Source organism: Mesorhizobium australicum, from assembly GCF_900177325.1.
In the GTDB taxonomy this organism is placed as follows: domain Bacteria; phylum Pseudomonadota; class Alphaproteobacteria; order Rhizobiales; family Rhizobiaceae; genus Mesorhizobium_A; species Mesorhizobium_A australicum_A.
This window is the reverse complement of record NZ_FXBL01000004.1, coordinates 5238998-5262054: the sequence shown is the minus strand read 5'-3', so window position 1 is coordinate 5262054 and position 23057 is coordinate 5238998. Positions and strand designations below refer to the sequence as shown.

The window sequence follows — 23057 nt, the reverse complement described above, 5'->3', positions numbered from 1 at the left end:
GCCAGCCCGGCGCTTGGTTGCGTCGCGGGCTATCGCTTCCGCGCCAGCGCGTGATAGAGCGCGCCGCATGAGCACGTTCGTGATCCTTCTCGGCGGCGAGCTGACCGTGACGCCGCGTGTTGCCGCGCTGTCGGCGGGCGGCCGCGTCATCGCGGCTGATTCCGGCATACGCCATGCGGCGGCACTCGGCATCGTGCCGGAGCTGTGGGTCGGCGACTTCGATTCTTCTTCCGCCGACGATTTCGAGATGCATCGCGACGTGCCGCGCGAGACCTTTCCCGCCGCAAAGGACAAGACGGACGGGGAGCTGGCGATCGACATCGCCATCGCGAGAGGGGCGTCCTCGCTCGTCATCCTCGGCGCGTTCGGGGGAAACCGGACCGACCACGAGTTCCTGCACCTGGCGCTCGCCGTGCGGCTGGCCGAGCGCGGCCTCGACGTGACGCTATCCAGCGGCGCGCAGGAAGGGCGGCCGGTGCTGCCGGGCGCCAACGCCTATGACTATGCCTATGGCACGCTGTTCTCGATCCTCGGCTTCACCGATCTCGAGGGGCTGAGCATCGAGGGAGCGGAGTGGCCGCTCGACCGTATCCATATGGAGTTTGGCTCGTCGCTCACCATCTCCAACCGGGTGACCGGCCCGCTCGGCGTGGTTCTCGGCAAGGGCCGGGCGCTGCTGGTTGCACAACCTCTGGATCCTGTTTCCTGATGGCACCTCCTCTTCTCAAGCTTGACGCCATCCGGCTGACCTTCGGCGGCACGCCGCTGCTCGACGGGGCGGACCTGTCAGTGACGGCGGGCGACCGGATCGCGCTGGTGGGGCGCAACGGGTCGGGCAAGTCGACGCTGCTGAAGGTCGCGGCGGGGCTTGTCGAGGCGCAGGACGGCGAGGTGTTCCGGCATCCCTCGGCCACCATACGATACCTGCCGCAGGCGCCGGACTTCGACGGGTTCGCCACGGTGCGGGCCTATGCCGAGGCGGGGCGGGGGCCGGCGGACGATCCGCACCGCGTCACCTATCTGCTGGAACATCTCGGGCTGACCGGCGAGGAAGACCCGACGACGCTGTCGGGCGGCGAGGCGCGGCGGGCCGCACTTGCCCGGGTGCTGGCGCCGGAGCCGGACATCCTTTTGCTGGACGAGCCGACCAACCATCTCGACCTCGCGACGATCGAATGGCTGGAAGACGAGCTGCAGCGGTCGAAATCGGCGATCGTGCTGATCTCGCACGACCGGCGGTTTCTCGAACGGGTGTCGCGGGCGACGATCTGGCTCGACCGGGGGCAGACGAAGCGGCTGGACCGGGGCTTTGCGCATTTCGAGGAATGGCGCGACCAGGTGCTGGAGGAAGAGGAACGCGACCAGCACAAGCTCGGCCGGCAGATCGTGCGCGAGGAGCACTGGCTGCGCTACGGCGTGACGGCGCGGCGCAAGCGCAACATGCGCCGGCTGGGCGAGCTGCAGTCGATGCGGCAGAAGCACCGCACCCATCGCGGCGCCGAGGGCGTGGCGAAGATGGCGGCGAGCGACGCGGCCGAGAGCGGCAAGCTGGTGATCGAGGCGAAGGGGATCGCCAAGGCCTATGACGGCGTCGACGTGGTGCGGGATTTCTCCATCCGCATCAATCGCGGCGACCGGATCGGCCTCGTCGGGCCCAACGGCGCGGGCAAGACGACGCTGCTCAGGATGCTGATCGGCGACCTGGCCCCGGATGCGGGCACGGTGCGGCTGGGCGTCAACCTGGAGATCGCGACGCTGGACCAGAAGCGGGAGTCGCTCGATCCGGACGAGACGCTGGCGCACTACCTGACGCGCGGGCGCGGCGAGAGCCTGACGGTGAACGGGCAGGACAAGCACGTCGCTTCCTACATGAAGGATTTTCTGTTCAAGCCGGAGCAGATGCGGACGCCGGTGCGGGAACTCTCGGGCGGCGAGCGGGCGCGGCTGATGCTGGCGCGGATTCTCGCGCAGCCGGCGAACCTTCTGGTGCTGGACGAGCCGACCAACGACCTCGACATGGAGACGCTGGACCTGCTGCAGGAGCTGGTGGCCGGGTTCGCGGGAACCGTGATCCTCGTCAGCCACGACCGCGACTTCCTCGACAGGACGGTGACGAGCACGATCGCGCCGGAGGGCGACGGGCGCTGGGTCGAATATGCCGGCGGCTATGCCGACATGCTGGCGCAGCGCGGATCGAAGACGTTCGAACGACGAGGCGGCAGGGAGAAGGCGGCGAAGGAGGAGACGGCCGCCATATCCGCTCCGCAGGCGGCGAAGCCGTCGTCGAAGAAGCTCTCCTACAAGCAGAAGTTCGCGCTCGAAAACCTGCCGAAGAAGATGGAGGAGGCGGGCGCGAAGATCGCGGCGCTGGAGACGAAGCTCGCCGATCCGGCGCTGTTCTCGAAGGATCCTACCGGCTTCCAGAAGATCGCCGCCAGCCTCGACGCCGAGCGCGCCGCGCTCCATGCCCTAGAAGAGGAATGGCTCGAGCTGGAGATGCTGCGCGAGGAGATCGAGGGGTGAGACGCCGGTCTGCCGCAGGCAGAATGAAAGGTCCGGTGGACCTTTCATAGGCGTCGAACGCCCGAGGCCATAGCCGAGGGCAGATAGCCCGGTCTGCCGCAGGCGGAATGAAAGGTCCGGTGGACCTTTCATAGGCGTCGAACGGGCGGGAGTTGCGAAGCAACGGGACCCGCCCGGAAGCAGAGGCGCGCGGACGCGTTCGGCGACAGCCGCGAACGACGCCCGACATCGAATCCGGAACAGGCCGGCGGTGCGTTCAGGACGTGTCGGCGCTCAGCACCATCTTCGCGAAGTAATCCGTATCATCGAGGATCTCGCCCATTTCGCCGTCCCGCCGCATGACCCGCGCGCGGGACATCCCGGGGATGGAGCCGCGCCGGAGCGGCCAGCGCCAGGGAACCCGGCCCGCGGCCCGGCGGGCCTTCCAGCGCGCGAAGCGAAGCGCCTGGCTGGGCAGATCGTGGAGGACACGGCCGAGGGCGGCGATGCGGAGGTTGAGCCGGGTCGTATCGACCGTGTCTGAACGGGGAGCTGGCCCCGGCGACCGGCTCGGCCCGTCCCAGCCGAAGAACGCGATACGCGGCACGGAGGTTCTCGGCGGCGAACGGCGCAGGACGATCCGGTAGGGCGGGTCGAAGAGGCGAAAGCCGGGGGTTTGGCTGGGCGGGCGGGCATCCGGCATCGGGGTGCCGTACGGAACGACGACGCCGGTGCCGCCGGGGCGCACATAGATCGACCTGCGCTTCGGCCGCGGACGCGCCGGCCGGCGCGGCGGGAGGGCGACGACGAGGTCGCGCGCGGCGATGATGACCAGCCTGCGCGCAGCGGATTCGGCGGGCCGCAGCAGCCGGAGCACGCCGTAATAGGCCCGACGCCTGAGCGTCGTGCCGCCCGCGCCCACGGAGGCGATCGCGACGAGCATGGCGAGGATCCGCTTCAGGCCGGAAAGCTGTCGGTCGATGATTTCGTCCCAGTCCATTCCGCGCCCTTTCGACAAGCGGAGGCGATTCTAAGCCGGCCCCGGAAAGCGGGGATAAAGAATGAATCGGAAAGGGCAGATAGCGAGCAGAAACAATGGGTTGTTGCGTGAGTAGGCGAAGTTCGATGGAAATCGATCCACCGGGTGGGGTTTGTGTGCATCGTGCGGCGATTGCGGAGCAGGGAGCATGCACATACCGTGTGCGCATTGGAGGCGTGCATGCCGACGAAGATGCCAGAGCCGAGGCGCAGGGCGACGAAGCTGTCGCTGGATGAGCGGGTCGTCGCCGAGGCGAAGGCGGTTGGACTCGACGTTTCGCGGATTGTCGACGAGGCGATCTCCGATGCCGTGCGGGCGGAAAAGAACCGCCGCTGGAAGGAAGAGAATCGCGAGGCGCTGGAGAGCATGAACGAATGGGTGCGCGAGAACGGGCTGCCGCTAGAGAAATACCGGTTGTTCTGATGATTGGTTTCGGCGTTGCCTAAATCCTTGCAGGCGAAGATACATGCGCATATCCTATGCGCATAGGAGATGCTCATGTTGACGAAAGCACCTAAGCCGCAACGCAAGGCGACGAACCTGTCCTTGGACCAGCGGCTGATTGCCGAGGCGAAGGAACTCGGCCTCAATGTTTCGAAGATTGCCGAGGAAGGGCTGGCCAAAGCGGTTGCTGCCAGAAAGTCGGAGCTTTGGCTGGAAGAGAATCGTGAAGCGATTGAAGAGCACAATCGCTATTTCGCGGAACATGGACTGCCGTTTTCCGAGTTTCGGGGCTTCGAGTGACGCGCTTCGACGTCTTTCCCGATCCGAGAGGCGCTGAAAATCTTCTCATGATCATGCAGGCGGATATTTTCGAACGCCTTCATGTCCGCTTTTGCCTGCCACTCATGCCGGATCACCCGAAGCTGCGGCCACTGCTCCGTCTCAACCCGGTATTTCCGGTTGGCGACCGCAGGTATGTGCTCCATCCCCAGCACGCAGTTTCCGTGCCTCTGAGCGCTCTGCGTGGCCGTCCAATCGCAAATCTCTCGGCGCATAGGGATGAGATCGTTGCAGCTTTGGATTTTCTTCATCAGGGTTTTTGAGGCATGTGGAGGCGACTCTCCCCGGTCCTGCTGTCGAGAATAACGAGATCGTTCTATCAGAGGGCGGCGTTCCCCAGAATCGGTGGGCATTCGCCAATATCGTGGAAATCGCGGCGTACAAGCGTGACGAGATCACCACGGACCTGATCTGCTTCGATCTCAAAATGTCCGACGGAAGCGTTTGGACGCTTCATGAAAAGATTGCCGGATCTGACGAAGTCCTGATGGCGCTCGAACGGTTGCCGGGATTTTTCGCTGGCTGGAGGGATAAGGTCGTCCTTCCCGCTTTCGAACGGAGTTGGACTGTCGCGTGGGCAAAGCCGGGACTGATCACTTACTTCATGCCGTCAAGCAGCTTCCCGGCTTTGCCGAACACCGGGTCCATCTCCGGCAGGGGCACCGCAGCGATCTGCGCAATCACGCCCTCGTCATATCCCTCGCTCGCCCGCCGCACCGTGTAGTCCTCCTGCCCCGGCGGATAGGCGCCGCAGATGGCGAAGTCGGGGGATGAGGACAACATGCAGTGGCCCCAGCCCGGCGGAAGCAGCAGCACGTCGCCGGCCTCGACCTCCAGCCGGCGGCCCGCCTCGCCGCCGATGACCAGCACCGCCGAGCCGGTGGCCACGCCGAGAACCTCGAAGGCGTCGGGGTGATAGTGGTGGTAGCGGAAGACCTGCCAGGTCCACGTGCCGCGCCAGGCGTTCGCCTCGAACAGGCGGCGGATGGAGCCGTCGGGATCTTCAGGCGAGGGACGGATCGCGCCGCGGGCGACGATCGCGGGGTGGCGGTCGTTGTTGGGGGTGCCGCCGTTTGCGGAGATGCGCAGGGCGAGGAGTTGGGCGGCGGGGTTGGGGGTGGCGGGGGAGGTCATGCGGGACAACGCGGTGGCCGGGCGGATGGTTCGGGGTCGGTTCTCAAGGCTGGGTTGCAAAAGGGACATTGACGCAGATGTTCGAGACGCGAAACCCGTCCAGGGGCGTCATCCTCGGGCCTGTCCCGAGGATCTACGCCGCTGAAAATCAAGCAATATCGTTAGCTTGCCCCGCTGATCTATGGACATCCGCGGGCTGGCCGGACCGGTTTTCGGTCACCCGCGACTCGCAGTAGATCCTCGGGACAGGCCCGAGGATGACGGCGCGCGGGGTGGGCTGTGTCGTCTTCCTACGCCTTCTTATTCTGCCTGTTCCCGATCAGGTCATCCACCACGGCCGGGTCCGCCAGCGTGGAGGTATCCCCCAGCGCCGCGAAGTCGTCTTCGGCGATCTTGCGCAGGATGCGGCGCATGATCTTGCCGGAGCGGGTTTTCGGCAGGCCGGGGGCGAACTGGATCTTGTCGGGGGAGGCGATGGCGCCGATTTCCTTGCGGACGAAGCTGACCAGCTCCTTGCGCAGGTCGTCGGTCGGCTCGACGCCGGACATCAGCGTGACATAGCAGTAGATGCCCTGGCCCTTGATGTCGTGCGGATAGCCGACGACGGCGGCCTCGGACACCTTGTCGTGGGCGACCAGCGCCGACTCGACCTCGGCCGTGCCCATGCGGTGGCCGGAGACGTTGATGACGTCGTCGACGCGGCCGGTGATCCAGTAGTAGCCGTCCTCGTCGCGGCGGCAGCCGTCGCCGGTGAAATACTTCCCCTTGTAGGTGGAGAAGTAGGTCTGGATGAAGCGCTCGTGGTCGCCGTAGACCGTGCGCATCTGGCCCGGCCACGACTCGGTGATGCAGAGATTGCCGTCGGCCGGTCCCTCCAGCACCTTGCCGTCATTGTCGACGAGCTGCGGCTCGATGCCGAAGAAGGGCCGCGTGGCGGAGCCGGCCTTGAGGTCGGTCGCGCCCGGCAGCGGCGTGATCAGGATGCCGCCGGTCTCGGTCTGCCACCAGGTGTCGACGATCGGCACCTTCTTCTCGCCGACGACGTTGTAATACCACTCCCAGGCTTCCGGGTTGATCGGCTCGCCGACCGAGCCCAGCACGCGCAGGCTCTTGCGCGAGGTCTTCTTCACCGGGCCGTCCCCGGCGCCCATCAGGGCGCGGATCGCGGTCGGGGCGGTGTAGAAGATGTTGACCTTGTGCTTGTCGATGACCTCCCAGAAGCGGGAGACGGAGGGGTAGTTGGGCACGCCCTCGAACATCAGCGTGGTCGCGCCGTTGGCGAGCGGGCCGTAGACGATGTAGCTGTGGCCGGTGACCCAGCCGACGTCGGCGGTGCACCAGTAGATGTCCCCGTCGTGGTAGTCGAAGACGTACTGGTGCGTCATCGAGGCGTAGACGAGATAGCCGCCGGTGGTGTGCAGCACGCCCTTCGGCTTGCCGGTGGAGCCGGAGGTGTAGAGGATGAACAGCGGGTCCTCGGCCTTCATCTTCTCCGGCTTGCACTCGGGCTTCACCGAGGCGATCTCGTCGTGGTACCAGACGTCGCGGCCCGGCGCCCAGCCGACCTTGCCGCCGGTGCGGCGCACGACGACGACCTTCTTCACCATCACATGGTTCTTCGCGGCGATGTCGATCGCCTTGTCGGTGTTTTCCTTGAGCGGGATCGGCTTGCCGCCGCGCAAACCTTCATCCGCCGTGATGACGAAGGTGGATTCGCAGTCGACGATGCGGCCGGCCAGCGCATCCGGCGAGAAGCCGCCGAAGACGATCGAATGGATGGCGCCGATGCGCGTGCAGGCGAGCATCGCATAGGCGGCTTCGGGGATCATCGGCATGTAGATGGTGACGCGGTCGCCCTTCTTGACGCCGTGCTTCTTCATCACATTGGCGAGGCGGCAGACGTGCTCGTAGAGCTCGTTGTAGGTGATCTTCTTGTCGTCGTAGGGGTTGTCGCCTTCCCAGATGATGGCGGTCTGGTTGCCGCGCTTCTTCAGGTGGCGGTCGATGCAGTTGTAGGAGACGTTGGTCTGGCCGTCCTCGAACCACTTGATCGAGACCTTGCCCTTGAACGAGGCGTTCTTGACCTTGGTGTAGGGCTTGAACCAGTCAATGCGCTTGCCGTGCTTGCCCCAGAACCTGTCGGGGTTCCTGACGCTTTCGGCATACCATTTGAGATAGGTGTCGTTGTCGATCAGCGCGTTCTTCTTCCACGCAGGCTGGACCTTGTGGACATTCACTTCCGACATGCTTTCCTCCCCGGACTGGTCACACACCGGCTGAGCGCCGGCGGCTTCGCGGTCTCAGCATCCGCGAATTCGGGCGCATTATTAGCAATTCGGGCGGAGCGGCAACATTAGACCTTGGATTCGCGCGGCGGCTTGACGCACTGCGGGTGCGCGGGGATGCGGCCTGCGTTGGCAGCACTCAAGGTGATGTGCTGCTAACTATCTGGATTCATTGGTTAAATCTGCTTGCTTCACGAAAATGTCAATAGACGGGTAACGATCCGCGCGCACAGTTTCGCGTTGGGAGGAAGGAGAAACATACGGGGCCAAGCATGCGCGACACGACGGAACTCGAACTGATGCTCAGGGGCTACGGCCTGACGACGGCCGAAATCCTCTACCGGATGCCCGACCACCCGGGCGTCCTGCAAACCTATCTCTGGCAGGACTACGACCTGGCGCCGAAATTCCCGGTGCTGAACAGCTTTCTCGAATTCTGGCGCGCGAAGCTTGAAGGCCCGCTGCACTCGATCCGCTACACGCACAAGAAGCTGATCTCGCCGTCGGAATGGCGGATGGTCGACGGCGAGATCCTGCTGCACTGAACGGCGCGGCCGGGTCCGGCAAGCGGGCCCCGCCGTCCCGTCACACCGCCGGCGGATTGAGCCGGGCGAACCCCTCCTGCCGCCGGTAGGGGAAATAGGGGTACGGCGCGGTCACCTCGCTCGCGGCATCGAGCTTCGCGACGTGCTCGGGCGCGAGCGACCAGCCCACCGCGCCGAGGTTCTGGCGCAACTGTTCTTCGTTGCGCGCGCCGATGATGACGGACGACACGGTCGGGCGGCGCAGCAGCCAGTTGATGGCGATCTGCGGCACGGTCCTGCCGGTCTCCCGGGCGACCTCGTCGAGCGCATCGACCACGCGGTAGAGATGCTCGTCGTCGACCGGCGGGCCGAAGCTCGCGGTCTCGTGCAGCCGGCTTCCCTCCGGCAGCGGCTGGCCGCGCCGGACCTTGCCGGTCAGCCGGCCCCAGCCGAGCGGGCTCCACACCAGCGCGCCCACCCCCTGGTCGAGCCCGAGCGGCATCAGTTCCCATTCGTAGTCTCGCCCGACCAGCGAATAATAGACCTGGTTGGCGACGTAGCGCGGCCAGCCGTGCCGGTCGGCGAGACCGAGCGACTTCATCAACTGCCAGCCGGAGAAATTGGAGACGCCGACATAGCGCAGCTTGCCGGCGCGTATCAGGTCGTCCAGCGTCGACAGGACCTCTTCGACCGGCGTGCCGGCGTCGAAGGCATGCAGCTGCAGCAGGTCGATATAGTCGGTGCCGAGCCGGCGCAGCGCATCTTCCACCGCCTTGATCAGGCGCGAGCGGGACGAGCCGCCGTCGTTCGGTCCCTCGCCCATCGGCAGCGACGTCTTGGTCGAGATCAGCACCTCGTTGCGCCGGCCTTTGATCGCCGCCCCAAGCACCTCTTCCGATGCGCCGGCCGAATAGACGTCGGCGGTGTCGAACAGGTTGACGCCGGCCTCCAGGCAGATGTCGACCAGCCGCCGCGCCTCGGCGGCGTCGCTGGTACCCCAATGGCCAAAGAGCGGGCCGGAGCCGCCGAACGTGCCGGCGCCGAAGGAGAGCGCGGGCACTTTCAGGCCGGATGCGCCGAGACGACGATATTCCATGGTAAGGTTCCTTGATTGGAGGGTTGGCTGGAGAGGCGGCGGCTGCCACCGGTGGCTATTCCGCCGGCACGAACCGGTCGCCGCGCCGCTCGGCGCGCAGCCCGACCAGCGCCGAGGCGATCGCTGCGAGCGGCACCAGGCCGGCGACGAGCGTGATCGCGCCGAGGCCGGGGCCGTGGTCGATGACAACGCCGCCGAGCCACGCGCCGAGCGCATTGCCGAGGTTGAAGGCGGCGATGTTGAACGACGACGCCAGGCTCTGGCCGGCGCCGTCCGCCTTCTTCAGCACCCACATCTGCAGCGGCGCCACGGTGGCGAAGGAGGCCGCGCCGAGCAGGCCGACGAAGACGACCGCCAGCACCTTGTCGTGCATGGCGAAGGTCATCGCGAGGAGCACCGCCGACAGCACGGCGAGGCTGCCGAGCATCGTCGGGACCAGATGGCGGTCGGCGAGGCGGCCGCCCAGGAGATTGCCGACCACGAGGCCGCCGCCGAAGACGAGGAGGATCGGCGACACCGCGCCCTCGGAGAAGCCGGAGATGCCGGTGAGGATCGGGGCGATGTAGGTGAAGGCGGCGAAGACGCCGACCCAGGACAGGACCGTGGTGAGCAGGCCGATCAGCACGGTGCGGCGGCCGAGGACTGACAGCGCGCCGCCGGTGGTCTCTTCCGACGACTCGTCACCTGAATCGCGCGGCACGAAGGCGGCGATGATGGCGACGGCGGCGAGGCCGATGAGCGTCACGGCCCAGAACGTGGCGCGCCAGCCATAGGCCTGGCCGAGCCAGGTGCCGAAGGGGACGCCCAGCACATTGGCGGCGGTCAGCCCGGTGAACATGACGGCGATCGCCGTCGCCTTGCGGTCGGAGGGGACGAGGCCGGTCGCCACGACCGAGCCGACACCGAAGAAGGAGGCGTGCGCGAAGGCGGTGAGCACGCGGGCGGCCATCAGCGTCCAGTAGTCGGGGGCGAGCGCGCAGGCGAGGTTGCCGAGCGTGAAGACGCCCATCAGCGCGAGCAGCACCGTCTTGCGCGGCCAGCGCGCGGTGAAGGCGGCGAGCAGCGGCGCGCCGACCACGACGCCGAGCGCATAGCCCGAGATCAGCAGGCCGGCGGCGGAGATGGACACGCCGAGATCGTTTCCGACCTCGAGCAGCAGCCCCATGATGACGAATTCGGTGACGCCGATGCCGAAGGCTCCGGCTGCAAGTGCGTAAAGGGCGATTGGCATGTCCTGTCCCCGTTGGTCCGGCGCATCAGCGCGCCGCCGAAGATCGGTGCGCGCGGGCGACGGCAAAAGGCTTGCGGCGGGAACATCATTCGTGAGATCAATTCACAAATGGCGCGACTTGAGATCAACCGCTCCGGCGAGATGGAAGTGTTTGTTCGCGTCGTGGAGCGAGGGTCGTTCTCGGCGGCGGCGAAGATGTCGGGAATGACGCCGTCGGCGGTGAGCAAGCTGATCGGCCGGCTGGAGGACCGCCTGGGCGCCCGGCTGATCAACCGGACGACGCGGCGGCTGCAACTGACGCCCGAGGGCGCGGCATTCTACGAGACCGCGCTGCGCATCCTGGCCGAGATCGACCTGGCCGAGCGGGAGGCGGCCGCGGGCGCCACGCCGCGGGGAAGGCTCAGGGTCAATTGCAACATTCCGTTTGGCCAGCACTACCTGCTGCCGCTGCTGCCGTCGTTCCTCGCAGCCCATCCCGGGGTGATGGTGGACGTTTCACTCACCGACCGGGTGGTGGATCTGCTCGAAGAACGTGCCGACGTGGCGATACGGGCGGGCCCGCTGCGCGATTCGCGGCTGATCGCGCGCAAGCTGTGGCAGAGCCGCATGGTGATCGTCGCGGCACCTTCCTATCTCGCCGGCCGCGGCACGCCGCGCCGGCCGGAGGATCTGGCGGACCACAATTGCCTCGACTTCGGCTTTGCCCGCGCCGTCGACGGCTGGCCGCTGCTCGACGGCACAGGCGGTGTCGCGACTTTCGCCCCGAAGGGCAATCTGCTCGTCAGCGACGGCGAATCCATGCGGCTGGCCGTTCTGGCCGGGGGCGGGATCGGCCGGCTGTCGCGCAACCATGTGCAGCGCGACATCGACGCGGGAACGCTCGTGCCGGTGCTGGAGGACTTCAATCCGGGCGACGAGGAGCCGCTGCACGCGATCTATGTCGGCCAGGGCGGCCACCTGCCGGCCCGCGTTCGCGCATTCCTCGATTTCCTCGCCGCGAATGTCAGGCCCTACGGCGGCTGACATTCGCGGCGAAGCGGGTCATTTCTTCGGCACGAACGGCGCAGGGACGCGGCCGGCGGCCTGGCGTTCGAGCATCGGATGTCTTCCGCGAACGGATGATGCGCGCCATGCCCGATGGCGGCGCTCACCGCAATTCTTCCCTCGCTGCAAAATCTCGCTTCCCTGTCCGCCAAGAGCCCGGGTCGAAAAGCCCGTAGATTTCGATGGAGGCGAGCTGTCCGCACACGCCTCACGCGAAATCAACGAGAAAAGGGGAACCGAATGACCGAGACGACAAGCGTCGCACGCACCGCCGACGTGCAGGAAATCAAGATGCTCAACGCGAAATACAACTATGCGGTCGATGAAGCCGACGGCAAAGCCTGGGCTGCCTGCTTCACGAAGACCGGTGTCTTCAACGCCCTGATTGAGGGGCAGCGCCCCAAGGGACCGGCCGAGCTCGAAGCCTTCGTCAAGATCTGCAACGACGCCTTCGGCAAGATGCACCACCTGACCACGAACGAAGTCATCGACTTCGACGGAAACACCGCGCGGCAGAAAGCCTATCTGCAGTTCTTCTGCGTCAAGGACGGCAAGGCCGAGGGCAGCATCTGCGTCTACCACGACTGGCTCGAACTCGAAGACGGCGCCTGGAAGTTCAGCCGACGCGACGTCGAATACAAGGTGAAGTTCACCGAGTTCACGCAGGCTTCCTGAGACCTGTCGCGACGCGCCTTGTCAGCCGGCCAGGCGCGCCGAACAGCAGCGACTTCACCGCCCCTGTTCCGCAGCGGGCGAACCCACCTTCGCGGCGTGCAAGGGCTTTCGGATCGACGGCGGGAAGCCGGCGCAACGTCCGCCCGCACCCGCGCGACCAGAAAACCGGAGCAAAGCCATGGAATTCAAAGACAAGACAGTCCTCATCACCGGCGCTGCCGGCGGCATCGGCAAGGCCGCGACGAAAGCGTTCTTCGAACAGGGCGCCAAGCTGGTGCTCATCGATCTGGCTCAGCCGTCTCTCGACACGATGGCCAGGGAACTGACACTGGACCCCGACCGCTGCGTCCTGATCGCGGCCGACGTCTCCAAGGAAAGCGAAGTGGAGAGCTTCGTCGCGGCGACAAAGGCAAAGTTCGGACGCATCGACGTCTTCTTCAACAATGCCGGCGTCGAGGGCAAGACAGGCCTGCTGATCGACACCGACGCCGATACGCTCGACAAGATTCTCGACGTCAACGTGAAGGGCTGCTTCTTCGGCCTGAAATACGTGCTGCGCGAAATGATCGCCCAAGGGGGCGGGGCTGTGGTGAACACGTCCTCGATGGCCGGACTCATCGGCTTCCATTCGCTCGGCGTCTACACCGCCTCCAAACATGCGGTGATCGGGCTCACACGGGCCGCGGCCGCGGAGGTCGCCGCCTCCAAGGTCCGCGTCAATGCGGTCTGCCCCGGGCCGGTCGAGACGCGCATGATGCGGGAAATCGAGGCGGGCATATCGGCCACCGATCCGGTCGCGGTGAAGGGACAGTTCGAGAATCTCACCGGCCTCAAGCGCTATGCCGAGCCCGAGGAGATCGCCGACCTGGTTCTCTTCCTCGCGTCGGACAAGGCGTCCTACATCACCGGGAGCATGTACACGATCGATGGCGGCATGACCGGCATGTGATACGGGACACGCATGCCCGGCCTGTGCGAGCAGGCCGGGCATGCGGCCCCAATCAAATCAGCGGCCGGTTCTCGGAACCCGAGAGGGAGTTCCGGTATTCGCGAGGCGACATCCCATAATGCTGCCGGAAGACCCGGCTGAAGTGGGACAGGTCGTTGAAGCCAGCCCTGAACGCCGCGTCCGATATGTTGACGCAGCGCTCGTCGAGCAGATTTTGCGCGCTCCGCTCGAGGCGCTTCCTCAGCAGGCTCTGGCCGAAGGTCTCGTCGCGCTCCTCCATGATCATGTGAAGGTAGCGCGTGGATATGCCGAAATGCGCCGCAACCTTCGACGGCGTCAGCTCGGGATCGGCAAAGTTCAGCTCGATGTAGCTGAGGATGGAGTGGCAGAGCCCCGCTCTCCAGCTCTTCTTGCGCCCTTCGTGCATGTCCTCCGCCCGGCCCAGCGACAGTCCTATGAGATCGACCATGATCTTGTTCAGGTCGATCGCGTTGCCGGTAAGGCTTTGCGGGTTTCTCGCGATGGCCGTGAGATAGTCGATGGCGATCTTTCCGACGGGTGTCCGGTCCGTCACCTTCCGGGCCACGCAGTCGTGCCGGACGTCCATATGCGTATCGAGAACCCGCTTCGGGATCTTGAAGGAATGCATCTCCCATTCATCGGTGAAATAGTCGTGCAGAAAGGGCTCGGTCGAATCCACGATGCTGAATTCGCCCGGGTTCGTCACCGTCTCCCGCTTCGCCTGCACGACGCGGCATGAACCTCTGACCTGAAGATTCAGAAAGCAGAACGAGTCGGTGTCGCGGCGGATACCCCTGGCGTTGCGGGAAATGAGCTGCTTCTGCGAACTGATGTTGGAAACGGAAAAGTCGGAGAACGGATGCTCCGTGACCGCACCGACGAACTCGCGCCGAGAGACCGGCTCGGAGTCCAGTGCAACGTAGACGTTGCACAGCACCTCCCGCCAGAAACCGAATCTCGTCGACGAGTCTATCTGCTTGAGATCAAAGGTCCTCACCTTGAGCCCCTGCGCGCGCGGCGTTGCGATGCCATGCCGCAACAAGCAAGCGGTGTACCAGTTCCGGACGACGCGGTGCGTTGCTTCGCGGAGAGAATCCTGCAGGATATCAGTGGGTTATTCGCATGCCGTCACCAGTGCTTTGCATGCACGGAGCTACGATATGCCTCTTACTTAGTCGAACAGGCTATCTTTGCGTCATCGGCGATCACGGTTCGGTCCGCGTTCGCGCGTTCCTCGCCGCGAATGTCAGGCCCTCTAGCGGCTGACATTCGCGGCGAAGCGGATCATTTCTTCGGCACGAACGGCGCAGGGACGCGGCCGGCGGCCTGGCGTTCGAGCATCCAGCCCGGATATTCGGGCGAGAGCGCGCTTGCCTCGTCGAGGCGGGCGATTTCCTCGGGCGTGAGGCGCAGGTCGACGGCGGCGAGGTTCTGCTCCAGCTGGTCCATCCGCGAGGCGCCGATGATGATGCTCATCACGAAGGGCCGGGTGAGGATCCAGGCCAGCGCCACCGAGGCGGCGGTGGCGTCGTGCGCCCTGGCGACGTCGCGCATGATGGCGACGATCGGCCAGGCCTTGTCCTCGTTGACCGGCGGGAAGTTGAAGGACGCGCGGCGGCCCTCGCCATTGCCGGGCGCGCCGGGGCCGTATTTGCCCGACAGCAGGCCGCCGGCGAGCGGTGACCAGACCATCAGGCCGAGCTTCTCCTCGGTCAGCATCGGCACGATGTCGCGTTCGAGGTCGCGGCCGGCGATGGAGTAGTAGGACTGGACCGTCTCGAAGCGGGCGTAGTCCTTGCGCTCGGAGATGCCGAGCGCCTTGGCGATGCGCCAGGCCTGCCAGTTGGAGACGCCGACATAGCGGACGAGGCCGCGCGAGACGAGGTCGTCGAGCGCGCGCAGCGTCTCGTCGATCGGCGTCACCGTGTCGGTGCCGTGCACCTGGTAGAGGTCGATGTGGTCGGTGCCGAGGCGTTCGAGGCTCTGCTCGACCTGGTCCATGATGTGGCCGCGCGAGGAGCCGCGCTCGTTGGGGCCGGCGCCCATCTGGCCGTGGAACTTGGTCGCGATGACCACGTCCTGCCGGCGCACGCCGAGGTTCTTGAGCGACTGGCCGAGGATCCTCTCGGACTCGCCGAAGGAATAGACGTTGGCGGTGTCGATGAAGTTGATGCCGGCGGCGAGCGACCGCTCGACCAGGCGATCGGCGGCCTCCTGGTCGACCTTGGCGATCTGGCCCCACTGGCCGGCGCCGGCCTCGCCGAAGGTCATCGTGCCGAGGCACAGTTCGGAAACGAAAAGGCCTGTGCGGCCAAGCTGATTGTATCGCATGGGAAAGACTCCGGGGATGGAGGAAGAACCCGTCTGATATAAGAACGGCACGTTTCGTTTTAAGATCATGGCCCAATCGGCCATCCGGATTGGACCATCCGGCCCGTCCGGCATTGCCGCCTGCCCGTCACGCGCATGTCATCCGGCGGCGATACGGGCGGGACCGGACAAACGCAGCCGGAGATGCCACGCATGTCGACCCCCTCGCCGTTCCGCACCAGCCTCCTCGAAGAAAACGACGGGCCGGGCCACAACCCGACCTCGAACCAGTCGATGGGCGAGATCATCTCCGCCCGCTTTTCGCGACGCGGTCTCCTGAAGGGGTCGCTCGCCGTGACCGCCATCGCAGCGACGGTGAGCCCGATGGCGCTGATGCTGGCGGACGAGGCGCGCGCGGAGACGGGCAAGTCGGCCTTCTCGTTCGACGAGGTCGAGGCGGGGGTGGACGACACGCACCACGTCGCGGCGGGTTATGACGCCGAGGTGCTGCTGCGCTGGGGCGACCCGCTGTTCGCCGATGCGCCGGATTTTGATCCCTCCGCCCAGTCGGCGGCGGCGCAGGCGCGGCAGTTCGGCTACAACAACGACTATGTCGGCTTCATTCCGCTCGACGGCTCGAACGAGCACGGGCTGCTGGTGGTGAACCACGAATACACCAACCCGCACCTGATGTTCGCGGGGCTGGTCTCGGTGGTCGAGAAGGACGGCAAGAAGAAGCTGGAGCAGAAGACGCTCAGCAAGGAGCAGGTGGACATCGAGATTGCCGCGCATGGCGGCACGGTGGTCGAAATCCGCAAGGACGGCGGCAAGTGGCAGGTGGTGCGCGACGGCAAGCTCAACCGCCGCATCACCGCCGACACGCCGATGGAGATCACCGGGCCGGCGGCGGGGCACGATCGCCTGAAGACGCTGGCCGATCCGACCGGGACGAAGGTGCTGGGCACCGTGAACAACTGTGCCGGCGGCGTGACGCCGTGGGGCACCTACGTGATGGCCGAGGAGAACATCCACGGCTATTTCTCGGGCGAGCTGCCGGCCGGGCACCGCGAGGCGCAGAACTACGAGCGGCTGGGCATTCCGGAAGGCTCGTACGAGTGGGCCGCGCATTACGACCGCTACGACGTCGGCAAGGAGCCGAACGAGCCGAACCGGTTCGGCTGGATCGTCGAGGTGGACGTCAACGATCCGACCTCGACGCCGAAGAAGCGCACCGCGCTCGGCCGCTTCAAGCACGAGGGCGCGGAATCGATCGTGGCGAAGGACGGCCGCGTGGTGTTCTACCTCGGCGACGACGAGCGCTTCGACTACGTCTACAAGTTCGTCACGACCGGCCGGTTCAATCCGGACGACCGCGCCGCCAACCTGAACCTGCTCGACGACGGCACGCTGCATGTCGCGAAGTTCGCCGAGGACGGGACGATGGAATGGCTGCCGCTGGTGTTCGGCCAGGGCCCGCTGACCGCCGAGAACGGCTTCGAAAGCCAGGCCGACGTGCTGATCGAGACGCGGCGGGCCGCGGACCTGCTGGGTGCGACCAGGATGGACCGGCCCGAGGACATCCAGCCGAACCCGGTGAACGGCAAGGTCTATGTGATGCTGACCAATAACACGAAGCGCGAGGAGGCGGACGCCGCCAACCCGCGGGCGAAGAACGCCTTCGGCCACATCATCGAGATCACCGAGGCCGACGGCGACTTTACGGCGACGAAGAGCCGGTGGGACGTGCTGTTGAAGTGCGGCGATCCGTCGGTGGCCGAGGTCGGCGCCAGCTTCTCGACCGCGACAACGGCCAATGGCTGGTTCGGCATGCCGGACAACTGCGCCGTCGATTCAAGCGGAAGGCTGTGGGTGTCGACCGACGGCAACTCGCCCAAGGCGACGGGCCGCACCGACGGGCTTTGGGCGGTGGACACGGAGGGAGACGCGCGCGCGACCTCGCGGCTGTTCTTCCGCGTGCCGGTGGGCGCGGAGATGTGCGGGCCGCTGCTGACGGCCGACGACGAGACCATGTTTGTCGCGGTCCAGCATCCGGGAGACGGCGGCGAGGACTGGAAGGAGTTCGGCCGCCCGTCCTACTACGAGGACCTGTCGACCCGCTGGCCCGACTTCTCGCCCGACCTGCCGACCCGGCCGTCGGTGGTGGTGATCACCAAGCAGGGCGGCGGCAAGATTGCGAGCTGACGGGCGAGGGGCCGGGCGACCGGCCCCGTTTCCTTTGATCGGTCATCTTGCAGACAGCGCTACCGCGTTCCGAAGATGGCGCTGCCGACCCTGACGCTGGTGGCGCCGAAGTGAACAGCGGTCTCGTAGTCGCCGGACATGCCCATCGACAGCTTTTGCAGGCCGGCCTCGGCGGCGATCTTGGCCAAGAGCGCGAAATGCGGGCCGGGGTTTTCGTCGGCGGGCGGGATGCACATCAGGCCCTCGACGGCGAGGCCGTGGACGTCGCGGCAGCGGGCGGCGAAGGCGGCGGCCTCGCGCGGGTCGATGCCCGCCTTCTGCGGCTCCTGGCCGATGTTCACCTGGACGTAGAAGCGCAGCCGGCGGCCCTGTCTCGCGGCTTCCTTCGCCAGTTCGGCGGCGATCTTCTCGCGGTCGACGGTCTCGATGACGTCGAACAGCGCGACCGCCTCCTTCGCCTTGTTGGACTGGAGCGGGCCGATGAGGTGGAGTTCCAGGCCCGGGAATTCCTGCCGTAGCGCGGGCCACTTGCCCTGGGCTTCCTGGACGCGATTCTCGCCAAAGACGCGCTGGCCGGCCTGGAGGACGGGGCGGATGGCGTCGGCCTCGAAGGTCTTGGAGACGGCGACGAGCTGGACCGAACCGGCGGGGCGGTGCGCGGCCTTCTCGGCGGCGGCGATGCGGGCTCGGACGTTGTTCAGGTTCTCTAGGGCGTCGGTCATCCGGCAATGGCCTCCGGGGCCGTCATTCTCGGGCTTGTCCCGAGAATCTGCCTGCGGTGAAGGGTTCGCAGTGGCGCGTTCGAGGTCTCTTGGCAAATCATCTCAGACGACAGCAGATCCTCGGGACAAGCCCGAGGATGACGGTCTTGCGGGGTGTGCGCACTCGGTTCCAATGTCGATAGCCCCCACTGATCAGTCAGTACTGATTGATTCCGCCGGCAAACCGTGGTGAAGGTCCGCCGCGACGCTTCTTTGTGTGAAATAATCCGCGATGGCAACCGAACGATACAATCCCCGCACCGCCGAGCCGAAATGGCGCAAGGCCTGGGACGACGCGAAGCTCTTCGAGACGAAGAACGACGATCCGCGCCCGAAATACTACGTGCTGGAGATGTTCCCCTATCCGTCGGGCCGCATCCACATGGGCCACGTGCGCAACTATACGATGGGCGACGTGGTGGCGCGGTGGCGGCGGGCCATGGGCTTCAACGTGCTGCACCCCATGGGCTGGGACGCGTTCGGCTTGCCGGCCGAGAACGCGGCGCGCGACAACAAGGTCAATCCGCGCACCTGGACCTACGCCAACATCGAGACGATGAAGGGCCAGCTGAAGACGATGGGCCTGTCGCTGGACTGGGCGCGGGAGATCGCGACCTGCGACCCGTCCTACTACAAGCACCAGCAGAAGATGTTCCTCGACTTCTGGAAGGCGGGGCTGGTCGAGCGCAAGTCGGCCAAGGTCAACTGGGACCCGGTCGACATGACCGTGCTCGCCAACGAGCAGGTGATCGACGGCAAGGGCTGGCGCTCGGGCGCGGATGTCGAACTGCGCGACCTGACGCAGTGGTTCTTCAAGATCACGTCGATGAGCCAGGACCTGCTGGACGGGCTGGAGACGCTCGACCGCTGGCCGGAGAAGGTCAAGCTGATGCAGTCGAACTGGATCGGCCGCTCGGAAGGGCTGGCCTTCGAGTTCGGCCTGGTCGGCGCGCCTGAGGGCTTCGACAAACTGCCGGTGTTCACCACCCGCGCGGATACGATGTACGGCCCGACCTTCGCGGCGGTGTCGCCCGACCATCCGCTGGCGAAGAAGCTGGCGGAGACGAACCCGGACGTGGTGGCCTTCATCGACAAGTGCCACCACATGGGCACGTCGCAGGCGGAGATCGACACGGCGGAGAAGCTCGGCTTCGACACCGGGATCAAGGTGACGCATCCGGCCGATCCGAACTGGACGCTGCCGCTCTACATCGCGAACTTCGTGCTGATGGACTACGGCACGGGCGCCATCATCGGCTGTCCGGCGCACGACCAGCGCGACCTGGACTTCGCCCGCAAATACGGGCTGCCGGTGATCGACGTCTTCCTGCCGCTGGACAGCGACGAGCGCGTCGGCGACGTGGCCTTCGTGCCCGCCAAGACCGACACGGTGCGCTACGTGCAGTGGGCAGGCGAGCCGACGGTGCAGACCTGCCAGCAGGCGATGGACGCGTCCCTGACGATGTTCGAGCAGGCCGGCTGGGGCCAGCGCAAGGTGCAGTTCCGCCTGCGCGACTGGCTGATCTCGCGCCAGCGCTACTGGGGCTGCCCGATCCCGGTGATCCACTGCGACGATTGCGGCGCGGTGCCGGTGCCGGACGACCAATTGCCGGTGCTCTTGCCGGACGACGTGTCGTTCGACAAGCCGGGCAATCCGCTCGACCATCATCCGACCTGGAAGCACGCCAACTGCCCGAAATGCGGCAAGGCGGCGCGGCGCGACACCGACACGATGGACACGTTCGTCGATTCGTCCTGGTATTTCGCCCGCTTCACCGATCCGTGGAACGAGACCCAGCCGACGACGCTGAAGGATGTCGACGGGCCGAAGGGCTGGCTGCCGGTGAACCAGTATATCGGCGGCATCGAGCACGCGATCCTGCACCTGCTCTACTCGCGCTTCTTCGCCCGGGCGATGAAGGCGACGGGCCATCTGACCACGGTCGAGGAGCCGTTCGAAGGCCTGTTCACGCAGGGCATGGTGGTGCACGAGACCTACAAGGGGCCGCACGGCTGGGTCACGCCCGCGGAAGTGAAGATCTCCGAAGTCGACGGCAAGCGCAGCGCCGTGCTCGCCTCCGACGGCTCGCCAATCGAGATCGGCTCGATCGAGAAGATGTCGAAGTCGAAGAAGAACGTGGTCGACCCCGACGACATCATCGCCTCCTACGGCGCCGACACGGCGCGCTTCTTCATGCTGTCCGATTCGCCGCCGGAGCGCGATGTGATCTGGACGGAGGCCGGCGTCGAGGGCGCGCACCGCTTCGTGCAGCGCGTCTGGCGGCTGGTGTCGGAGGCGGCGCCGTCGCTGTCGGGCGTCGCGGCAAAGGCGGCGACCGAGGGCGCGGCCGGCGAGGTCTCGAAGATCGCGCACAAGACGCTGAAGGCGGTGGGCGAGGAAATCGGGCGGCTGGGCTTCAACAAGGCCGTGGCGAGGCTCTACGAGCTGACCAACACGCTGCAGACCCCGCTGGCCGATATCGCCGCCGGCAAGGCCGATGCGGCGATGGGCGGCGCGGCGCGGCAGGCGGTCGAGTTCCTGATCGCGATGATCGCGCCGATGACGCCGCATCTGGCGGAAGAATGCTGGCAGGCGATCGGCTGCGACGGAATGGCGGCCGAACAATCCTGGCCGGCCTACGATCCGGCGCTGGTGGTCGACAACGAGGTCGTGATGCCGGTGCAGATCAACGGCAAGAAGCGCGGCGATTTGACAATCGCCCGCGACGCAGATCAAGCTGCCGTCGAACAGGCGGCGCTCGCGCTTGACTTCGTCCAGAAGGCTCTGGAAGGAAAGGCGCCGCGCAAGGTGATCGTGGTGCCGCAGAGGATCGTCAATGTCGTTGCATGAGATGAACCGGCGGCGCTTTTCGCTGGGACTGGTGGCCCTGGCGGGTCTCGCCGTGATGTCCGCCTGCACGGCGCGCCCGCTCTACAGCGATGCCGGCCTGCAGACCGGCTCGCTGGCCGGCAGCGCGGCCAGGCCGTCGATCGTCGTCAAGCCGCCGACGACCCGCGTCGGGCTCGAAGTGCGCAACCATCTCGTCTTTCTGCTGACCGGCGGCGGCGCCGAGCCGGCCAATCCGGCCTATACGCTGGACCCGTCGGTGTCGTCCGTCTCCAGCAACACCGCCACGATCCAGCGGACGGTGGATACCGAGCCGACATCCGGCCAGGTGACCGTCACCGCGAGCTACAAGATCATCGACAACAAGACCGGCGAGCCTGTCGCCGCCGGCCGCCGGTCGATGGTCGCCTCCTACGACATCCCCCGCCAGGAGTTCGCCGCCGTGCGCGCCCTGCGGGATGCGGAAAACCGCGCCGCGCGGGAACTCGCCGAAACCCTGCGCGCCGCGATTGCCCAGGATCTGGCGCGCCTGCCGCCTGCGTCCTGAACGGACGCCGGCTCAGGGAACCGGATTTCAACTCGTCGGTTGTTGGGCGAGCGTCATTTTCGCGTCACCATTATTGGCGAGAAGCGTAACGGGGCTCGCACGCCGGTTGGATGAGGTAAGATGACGACTTCCCAGTTCGGGCTCCTGTCCGGTCGGCTGGAGACGCTGCGCACGGGCGGCGACCACATCGTCGACCAGCTCATCGCCGAGCGCACACAACTGATCTCGAAACACCCTCTCTGGCCGCTGATCCGGCCGGTTCTGGTGCGTTTTCTCCATTATCGCCAGGCGGTCGAGATGGCCGACGAGATCGCGCGGCTGGACGGCTGGCGCGCCTTCGAGATGATCAGCGGGCTTCTGTCGCTGGACCTGACGCTGACCGGCCTGGCGAACCTGCCGAAGACGGGAGGCTTCATCCTCGCCCCGAATCACCCGACGGGCATCGCCGACGGCATCGCCATCTTCGACACGCTGAAGGCGGTGCGGCCGGACATGACCTTCTTCGCCAACCGCGATGCGCTGCGCGTGTCGGCCGGCTTCCGCGACATGATCATCCCGGTCGAATGGCGAGCCGGCGCAAAATCCTACGGCAAGTCGCGCGATACGCTGGAGATGACGGCGAAGGCCTTTAGCGACAACCGGCCCGTGGTGCTGTTTCCGTCCGGCCGGCTGGCGTTCTGGAACGAGGGCAAGCTCACCGAGCGGCCGTGGCAGAACTCGGTCGTGTCGCTGGCTCGCCGCTACAACTATCCGGTCGTGCCGGCGCATATCTCGGCGCGGAATTCCGGCCTGTTCTACTTCCTGTCGAAGCACTCGACCGAAATCCGCGACATGACGCTGTTTCACGAACTGCTGAACAAGAAGCGGCAGAAGTTCGCCATCTCGATCGGCCATCCGATCGCGCCGGACTGCCTGGAAGGCGAACCGGCAGAGGTCGCCGCCGCGCTGCAGGAGCACACGGTGGTGCGGATGGCGGACGATCCCGACGCCGTCTTCCGCCCCGTCGCACCGCGGCTGACAAGCGCGGCCTGAGACCAGGGCCGCATGTCGACTTACCCCCACCCCTAACCCCTCCCCGCAAGGGGGAGGGGAATCTGCCGTCACGG

Annotated in this window: 21 protein-coding genes; 13 read left to right on the top strand and 8 right to left on the bottom strand. The window is 66.2% G+C overall.

Annotation, left to right across the window (positions count from 1 at the left end):
* Nucleotides 1–67 precede the first annotated feature (67 nt).
* Both B9Z03_RS28365 and B9Z03_RS28360 read left to right on the top strand, forming a co-directional pair.
* Nucleotides 68–709, top strand: a complete 642-nt coding sequence (locus B9Z03_RS28365; RefSeq protein WP_085467315.1) for a thiamine diphosphokinase — start codon at nucleotides 68–70, stop codon at nucleotides 707–709.
* On the top strand, nucleotides 709–2523 hold the full coding sequence (locus tag B9Z03_RS28360; RefSeq protein WP_085467314.1) for an ABC-F family ATP-binding cassette domain-containing protein: 1815 nt from the start codon (nucleotides 709–711) through the stop codon (nucleotides 2521–2523). The genes B9Z03_RS28365 and B9Z03_RS28360 overlap by 1 nt, the downstream gene beginning before the upstream one ends.
* Nucleotides 2524–2779: 256 nt before the next feature.
* On the opposite strand, the gene B9Z03_RS28355 is transcribed toward B9Z03_RS28360, so the two are convergent.
* A complete protein-coding gene (locus B9Z03_RS28355; RefSeq protein WP_085467313.1) occupies nucleotides 2780–3502 on the bottom strand; it encodes a hypothetical protein in 723 nt (240 codons plus the stop codon).
* A 219-nt stretch (nucleotides 3503–3721) separates the two neighbouring features.
* On the opposite strand from B9Z03_RS28355, the gene B9Z03_RS28350 reads away from it, so the two are divergent.
* The 3 genes from B9Z03_RS28350 (at nucleotide 3722) to B9Z03_RS28340 (ending at nucleotide 4587) form a co-directional block, all read left to right on the top strand.
* On the top strand, nucleotides 3722–3964 hold the full coding sequence (locus B9Z03_RS28350; protein WP_085467312.1) for a type II toxin-antitoxin system CcdA family antitoxin: 243 nt from the start codon (nucleotides 3722–3724) through the stop codon (nucleotides 3962–3964).
* Between the two features lie 75 nt (nucleotides 3965–4039).
* Nucleotides 4040–4285 carry a type II toxin-antitoxin system CcdA family antitoxin gene (locus B9Z03_RS28345; RefSeq protein ID WP_085467905.1) on the top strand — a complete coding sequence of 82 codons (246 nt, stop codon included), beginning with the start codon at nucleotides 4040–4042 and terminating at the stop codon, nucleotides 4283–4285.
* Nucleotides 4282–4587: a CcdB family protein gene (locus B9Z03_RS28340; RefSeq protein ID WP_139832420.1), complete on the top strand. Its 306-nt coding sequence runs from the start codon at nucleotides 4282–4284 to the stop codon at nucleotides 4585–4587. The genes B9Z03_RS28345 and B9Z03_RS28340 overlap by 4 nt, the downstream gene beginning before the upstream one ends.
* A 334-nt stretch (nucleotides 4588–4921) precedes the next feature.
* Here B9Z03_RS28340 and B9Z03_RS28335 read toward each other — a convergent pair whose 3' ends face one another.
* Nucleotides 4922–5458: a cupin domain-containing protein gene (locus tag B9Z03_RS28335; protein WP_085467904.1), complete on the bottom strand. Its 537-nt coding sequence runs from the start codon at nucleotides 5456–5458 to the stop codon at nucleotides 4922–4924.
* 290 nt (nucleotides 5459–5748) lie between these two features.
* Nucleotides 5749–7704: an acetate--CoA ligase gene (gene acs / locus B9Z03_RS28330; protein ID WP_085467310.1), complete on the bottom strand. Its 1956-nt coding sequence runs from the start codon at nucleotides 7702–7704 to the stop codon at nucleotides 5749–5751.
* A 311-nt stretch (nucleotides 7705–8015) separates the two neighbouring features.
* Here acs and B9Z03_RS28325 point away from each other — a divergent pair, with 311 nt between their 5' ends.
* Complete coding sequence (locus B9Z03_RS28325) at nucleotides 8016–8288, top strand: usg protein (RefSeq protein ID WP_085467309.1); 273 nt, start codon at nucleotides 8016–8018, stop codon at nucleotides 8286–8288.
* 40 nt (nucleotides 8289–8328) lie between these two features.
* On the opposite strand, the gene B9Z03_RS28320 is transcribed toward B9Z03_RS28325, so the two are convergent.
* Together B9Z03_RS28320 and B9Z03_RS28315 are read right to left on the bottom strand one after the other, a co-directional pair.
* Nucleotides 8329–9363, bottom strand: coding sequence for an aldo/keto reductase (locus B9Z03_RS28320; protein WP_085467308.1), 1035 nt, complete (start codon nucleotides 9361–9363; stop codon nucleotides 8329–8331).
* A gap of 55 nt (nucleotides 9364–9418) precedes the next feature.
* A complete protein-coding gene (locus B9Z03_RS28315) occupies nucleotides 9419–10594 on the bottom strand; it encodes an MFS transporter (protein ID WP_085467307.1) in 1176 nt (391 codons plus the stop codon).
* Between the two features lie 108 nt (nucleotides 10595–10702).
* Here B9Z03_RS28315 and B9Z03_RS28310 point away from each other — a divergent pair, with 108 nt between their 5' ends.
* The 3 genes from B9Z03_RS28310 to B9Z03_RS28300 all read left to right on the top strand — a co-directional run bounded on the left by B9Z03_RS28310 (nucleotide 10703) and on the right by B9Z03_RS28300 (nucleotide 13262).
* On the top strand, nucleotides 10703–11617 hold the full coding sequence (locus B9Z03_RS28310) for a LysR family transcriptional regulator (protein WP_085467306.1): 915 nt from the start codon (nucleotides 10703–10705) through the stop codon (nucleotides 11615–11617).
* 261 nt (nucleotides 11618–11878) lie between these two features.
* Nucleotides 11879–12313: a nuclear transport factor 2 family protein gene (locus B9Z03_RS28305; protein ID WP_085467305.1), complete on the top strand. Its 435-nt coding sequence runs from the start codon at nucleotides 11879–11881 to the stop codon at nucleotides 12311–12313.
* 178 nt (nucleotides 12314–12491) lie between these two features.
* Nucleotides 12492–13262: an SDR family NAD(P)-dependent oxidoreductase gene (locus tag B9Z03_RS28300; protein ID WP_085467304.1), complete on the top strand. Its 771-nt coding sequence runs from the start codon at nucleotides 12492–12494 to the stop codon at nucleotides 13260–13262.
* Between the two features lie 52 nt (nucleotides 13263–13314).
* Here B9Z03_RS28300 and B9Z03_RS28295 read toward each other — a convergent pair whose 3' ends face one another.
* Nucleotides 13315–14280 carry a helix-turn-helix domain-containing protein gene (locus B9Z03_RS28295; RefSeq protein ID WP_244561871.1) on the bottom strand — a complete coding sequence of 322 codons (966 nt, stop codon included), beginning with the start codon at nucleotides 14278–14280 and terminating at the stop codon, nucleotides 13315–13317.
* A gap of 287 nt (nucleotides 14281–14567) precedes the next feature.
* Nucleotides 14568–15614 (bottom strand): aldo/keto reductase, encoded by a 1047-nt coding sequence (locus tag B9Z03_RS28290; protein WP_085467303.1) that lies wholly within the window; start codon nucleotides 15612–15614, stop codon nucleotides 14568–14570.
* Nucleotides 15615–15806: 192 nt separating this feature from the next.
* Between B9Z03_RS28290 and B9Z03_RS28285 the strand changes: the two genes are divergently transcribed.
* Nucleotides 15807–17795, top strand: coding sequence for a PhoX family protein (locus B9Z03_RS28285; protein WP_432417019.1), 1989 nt, complete (start codon nucleotides 15807–15809; stop codon nucleotides 17793–17795).
* A 59-nt stretch (nucleotides 17796–17854) separates the two neighbouring features.
* Here the strand turns inward: B9Z03_RS28285 and B9Z03_RS28280 are convergent, their stop codons facing one another.
* Nucleotides 17855–18517, bottom strand: a complete 663-nt coding sequence (locus B9Z03_RS28280) for a YggS family pyridoxal phosphate-dependent enzyme (RefSeq protein ID WP_085467301.1) — start codon at nucleotides 18515–18517, stop codon at nucleotides 17855–17857.
* Between the two features lie 271 nt (nucleotides 18518–18788).
* On the opposite strand from B9Z03_RS28280, the gene leuS reads away from it, so the two are divergent.
* The 3 genes from leuS to B9Z03_RS28265 all read left to right on the top strand — a co-directional run bounded on the left by leuS (nucleotide 18789) and on the right by B9Z03_RS28265 (nucleotide 22983).
* Nucleotides 18789–21407 carry a leucine--tRNA ligase gene (gene leuS / locus B9Z03_RS28275; RefSeq protein ID WP_085467300.1) on the top strand — a complete coding sequence of 873 codons (2619 nt, stop codon included), beginning with the start codon at nucleotides 18789–18791 and terminating at the stop codon, nucleotides 21405–21407.
* Nucleotides 21394–21951, top strand: coding sequence for an LPS assembly lipoprotein LptE (gene lptE, locus B9Z03_RS28270; RefSeq protein WP_085467299.1), 558 nt, complete (start codon nucleotides 21394–21396; stop codon nucleotides 21949–21951). The genes leuS and lptE overlap by 14 nt, the downstream gene beginning before the upstream one ends.
* A gap of 120 nt (nucleotides 21952–22071) precedes the next feature.
* The gene (locus tag B9Z03_RS28265) at nucleotides 22072–22983 is read left to right on the top strand and encodes a 1-acyl-sn-glycerol-3-phosphate acyltransferase (RefSeq protein ID WP_085467298.1); all 912 of its coding nucleotides are present in this window, start codon (nucleotides 22072–22074) and stop codon (nucleotides 22981–22983) included.
* The last annotated feature ends 74 nt before the right edge of the window (nucleotides 22984–23057 follow it).

Excerpts from the sequence above, each read along its gene's own strand:
- leuS (WP_085467300.1), top strand. The coding sequence starts at position 18,789 with ATGGCAACCGAACGATACAATCCCCGCACCGCCGAGCCGAAATGGCGC.
- lptE (WP_085467299.1), top strand. The coding sequence starts at position 21,394 with ATGTCGTTGCATGAGATGAACCGGCGGCGCTTTTCGCTGGGACTGGTG.
- B9Z03_RS28290 (WP_085467303.1), bottom strand. The coding sequence starts at position 15,614 with ATGCGATACAATCAGCTTGGCCGCACAGGCCTTTTCGTTTCCGAACTG.
- B9Z03_RS28325 (WP_085467309.1), top strand. The coding sequence starts at position 8,016 with ATGCGCGACACGACGGAACTCGAACTGATGCTCAGGGGCTACGGCCTG.
- B9Z03_RS28310 (WP_085467306.1), top strand. The coding sequence starts at position 10,703 with ATGGCGCGACTTGAGATCAACCGCTCCGGCGAGATGGAAGTGTTTGTT.
- B9Z03_RS28280 (WP_085467301.1), bottom strand. The coding sequence starts at position 18,517 with ATGACCGACGCCCTAGAGAACCTGAACAACGTCCGAGCCCGCATCGCC.
- B9Z03_RS28335 (WP_085467904.1), bottom strand. The coding sequence starts at position 5,458 with ATGACCTCCCCCGCCACCCCCAACCCCGCCGCCCAACTCCTCGCCCTG.
- acs (WP_085467310.1), bottom strand. The coding sequence starts at position 7,704 with ATGTCGGAAGTGAATGTCCACAAGGTCCAGCCTGCGTGGAAGAAGAAC.
- B9Z03_RS28320 (WP_085467308.1), bottom strand. The coding sequence starts at position 9,363 with ATGGAATATCGTCGTCTCGGCGCATCCGGCCTGAAAGTGCCCGCGCTC.
- B9Z03_RS28355 (WP_085467313.1), bottom strand. The coding sequence starts at position 3,502 with ATGGACTGGGACGAAATCATCGACCGACAGCTTTCCGGCCTGAAGCGG.
- B9Z03_RS28365 (WP_085467315.1), top strand. The coding sequence starts at position 68 with ATGAGCACGTTCGTGATCCTTCTCGGCGGCGAGCTGACCGTGACGCCG.
- B9Z03_RS28300 (WP_085467304.1), top strand. The coding sequence starts at position 12,492 with ATGGAATTCAAAGACAAGACAGTCCTCATCACCGGCGCTGCCGGCGGC.
- B9Z03_RS28360 (WP_085467314.1), top strand. The coding sequence starts at position 709 with ATGGCACCTCCTCTTCTCAAGCTTGACGCCATCCGGCTGACCTTCGGC.
- B9Z03_RS28305 (WP_085467305.1), top strand. The coding sequence starts at position 11,879 with ATGACCGAGACGACAAGCGTCGCACGCACCGCCGACGTGCAGGAAATC.
- B9Z03_RS28285 (WP_432417019.1), top strand. The coding sequence starts at position 15,807 with ATGTCGACCCCCTCGCCGTTCCGCACCAGCCTCCTCGAAGAAAACGAC.
- B9Z03_RS28350 (WP_085467312.1), top strand. The coding sequence starts at position 3,722 with ATGCCGACGAAGATGCCAGAGCCGAGGCGCAGGGCGACGAAGCTGTCG.
- B9Z03_RS28315 (WP_085467307.1), bottom strand. The coding sequence starts at position 10,594 with ATGCCAATCGCCCTTTACGCACTTGCAGCCGGAGCCTTCGGCATCGGC.
- B9Z03_RS28345 (WP_085467905.1), top strand. The coding sequence starts at position 4,040 with ATGTTGACGAAAGCACCTAAGCCGCAACGCAAGGCGACGAACCTGTCC.
- B9Z03_RS28265 (WP_085467298.1), top strand. The coding sequence starts at position 22,072 with ATGACGACTTCCCAGTTCGGGCTCCTGTCCGGTCGGCTGGAGACGCTG.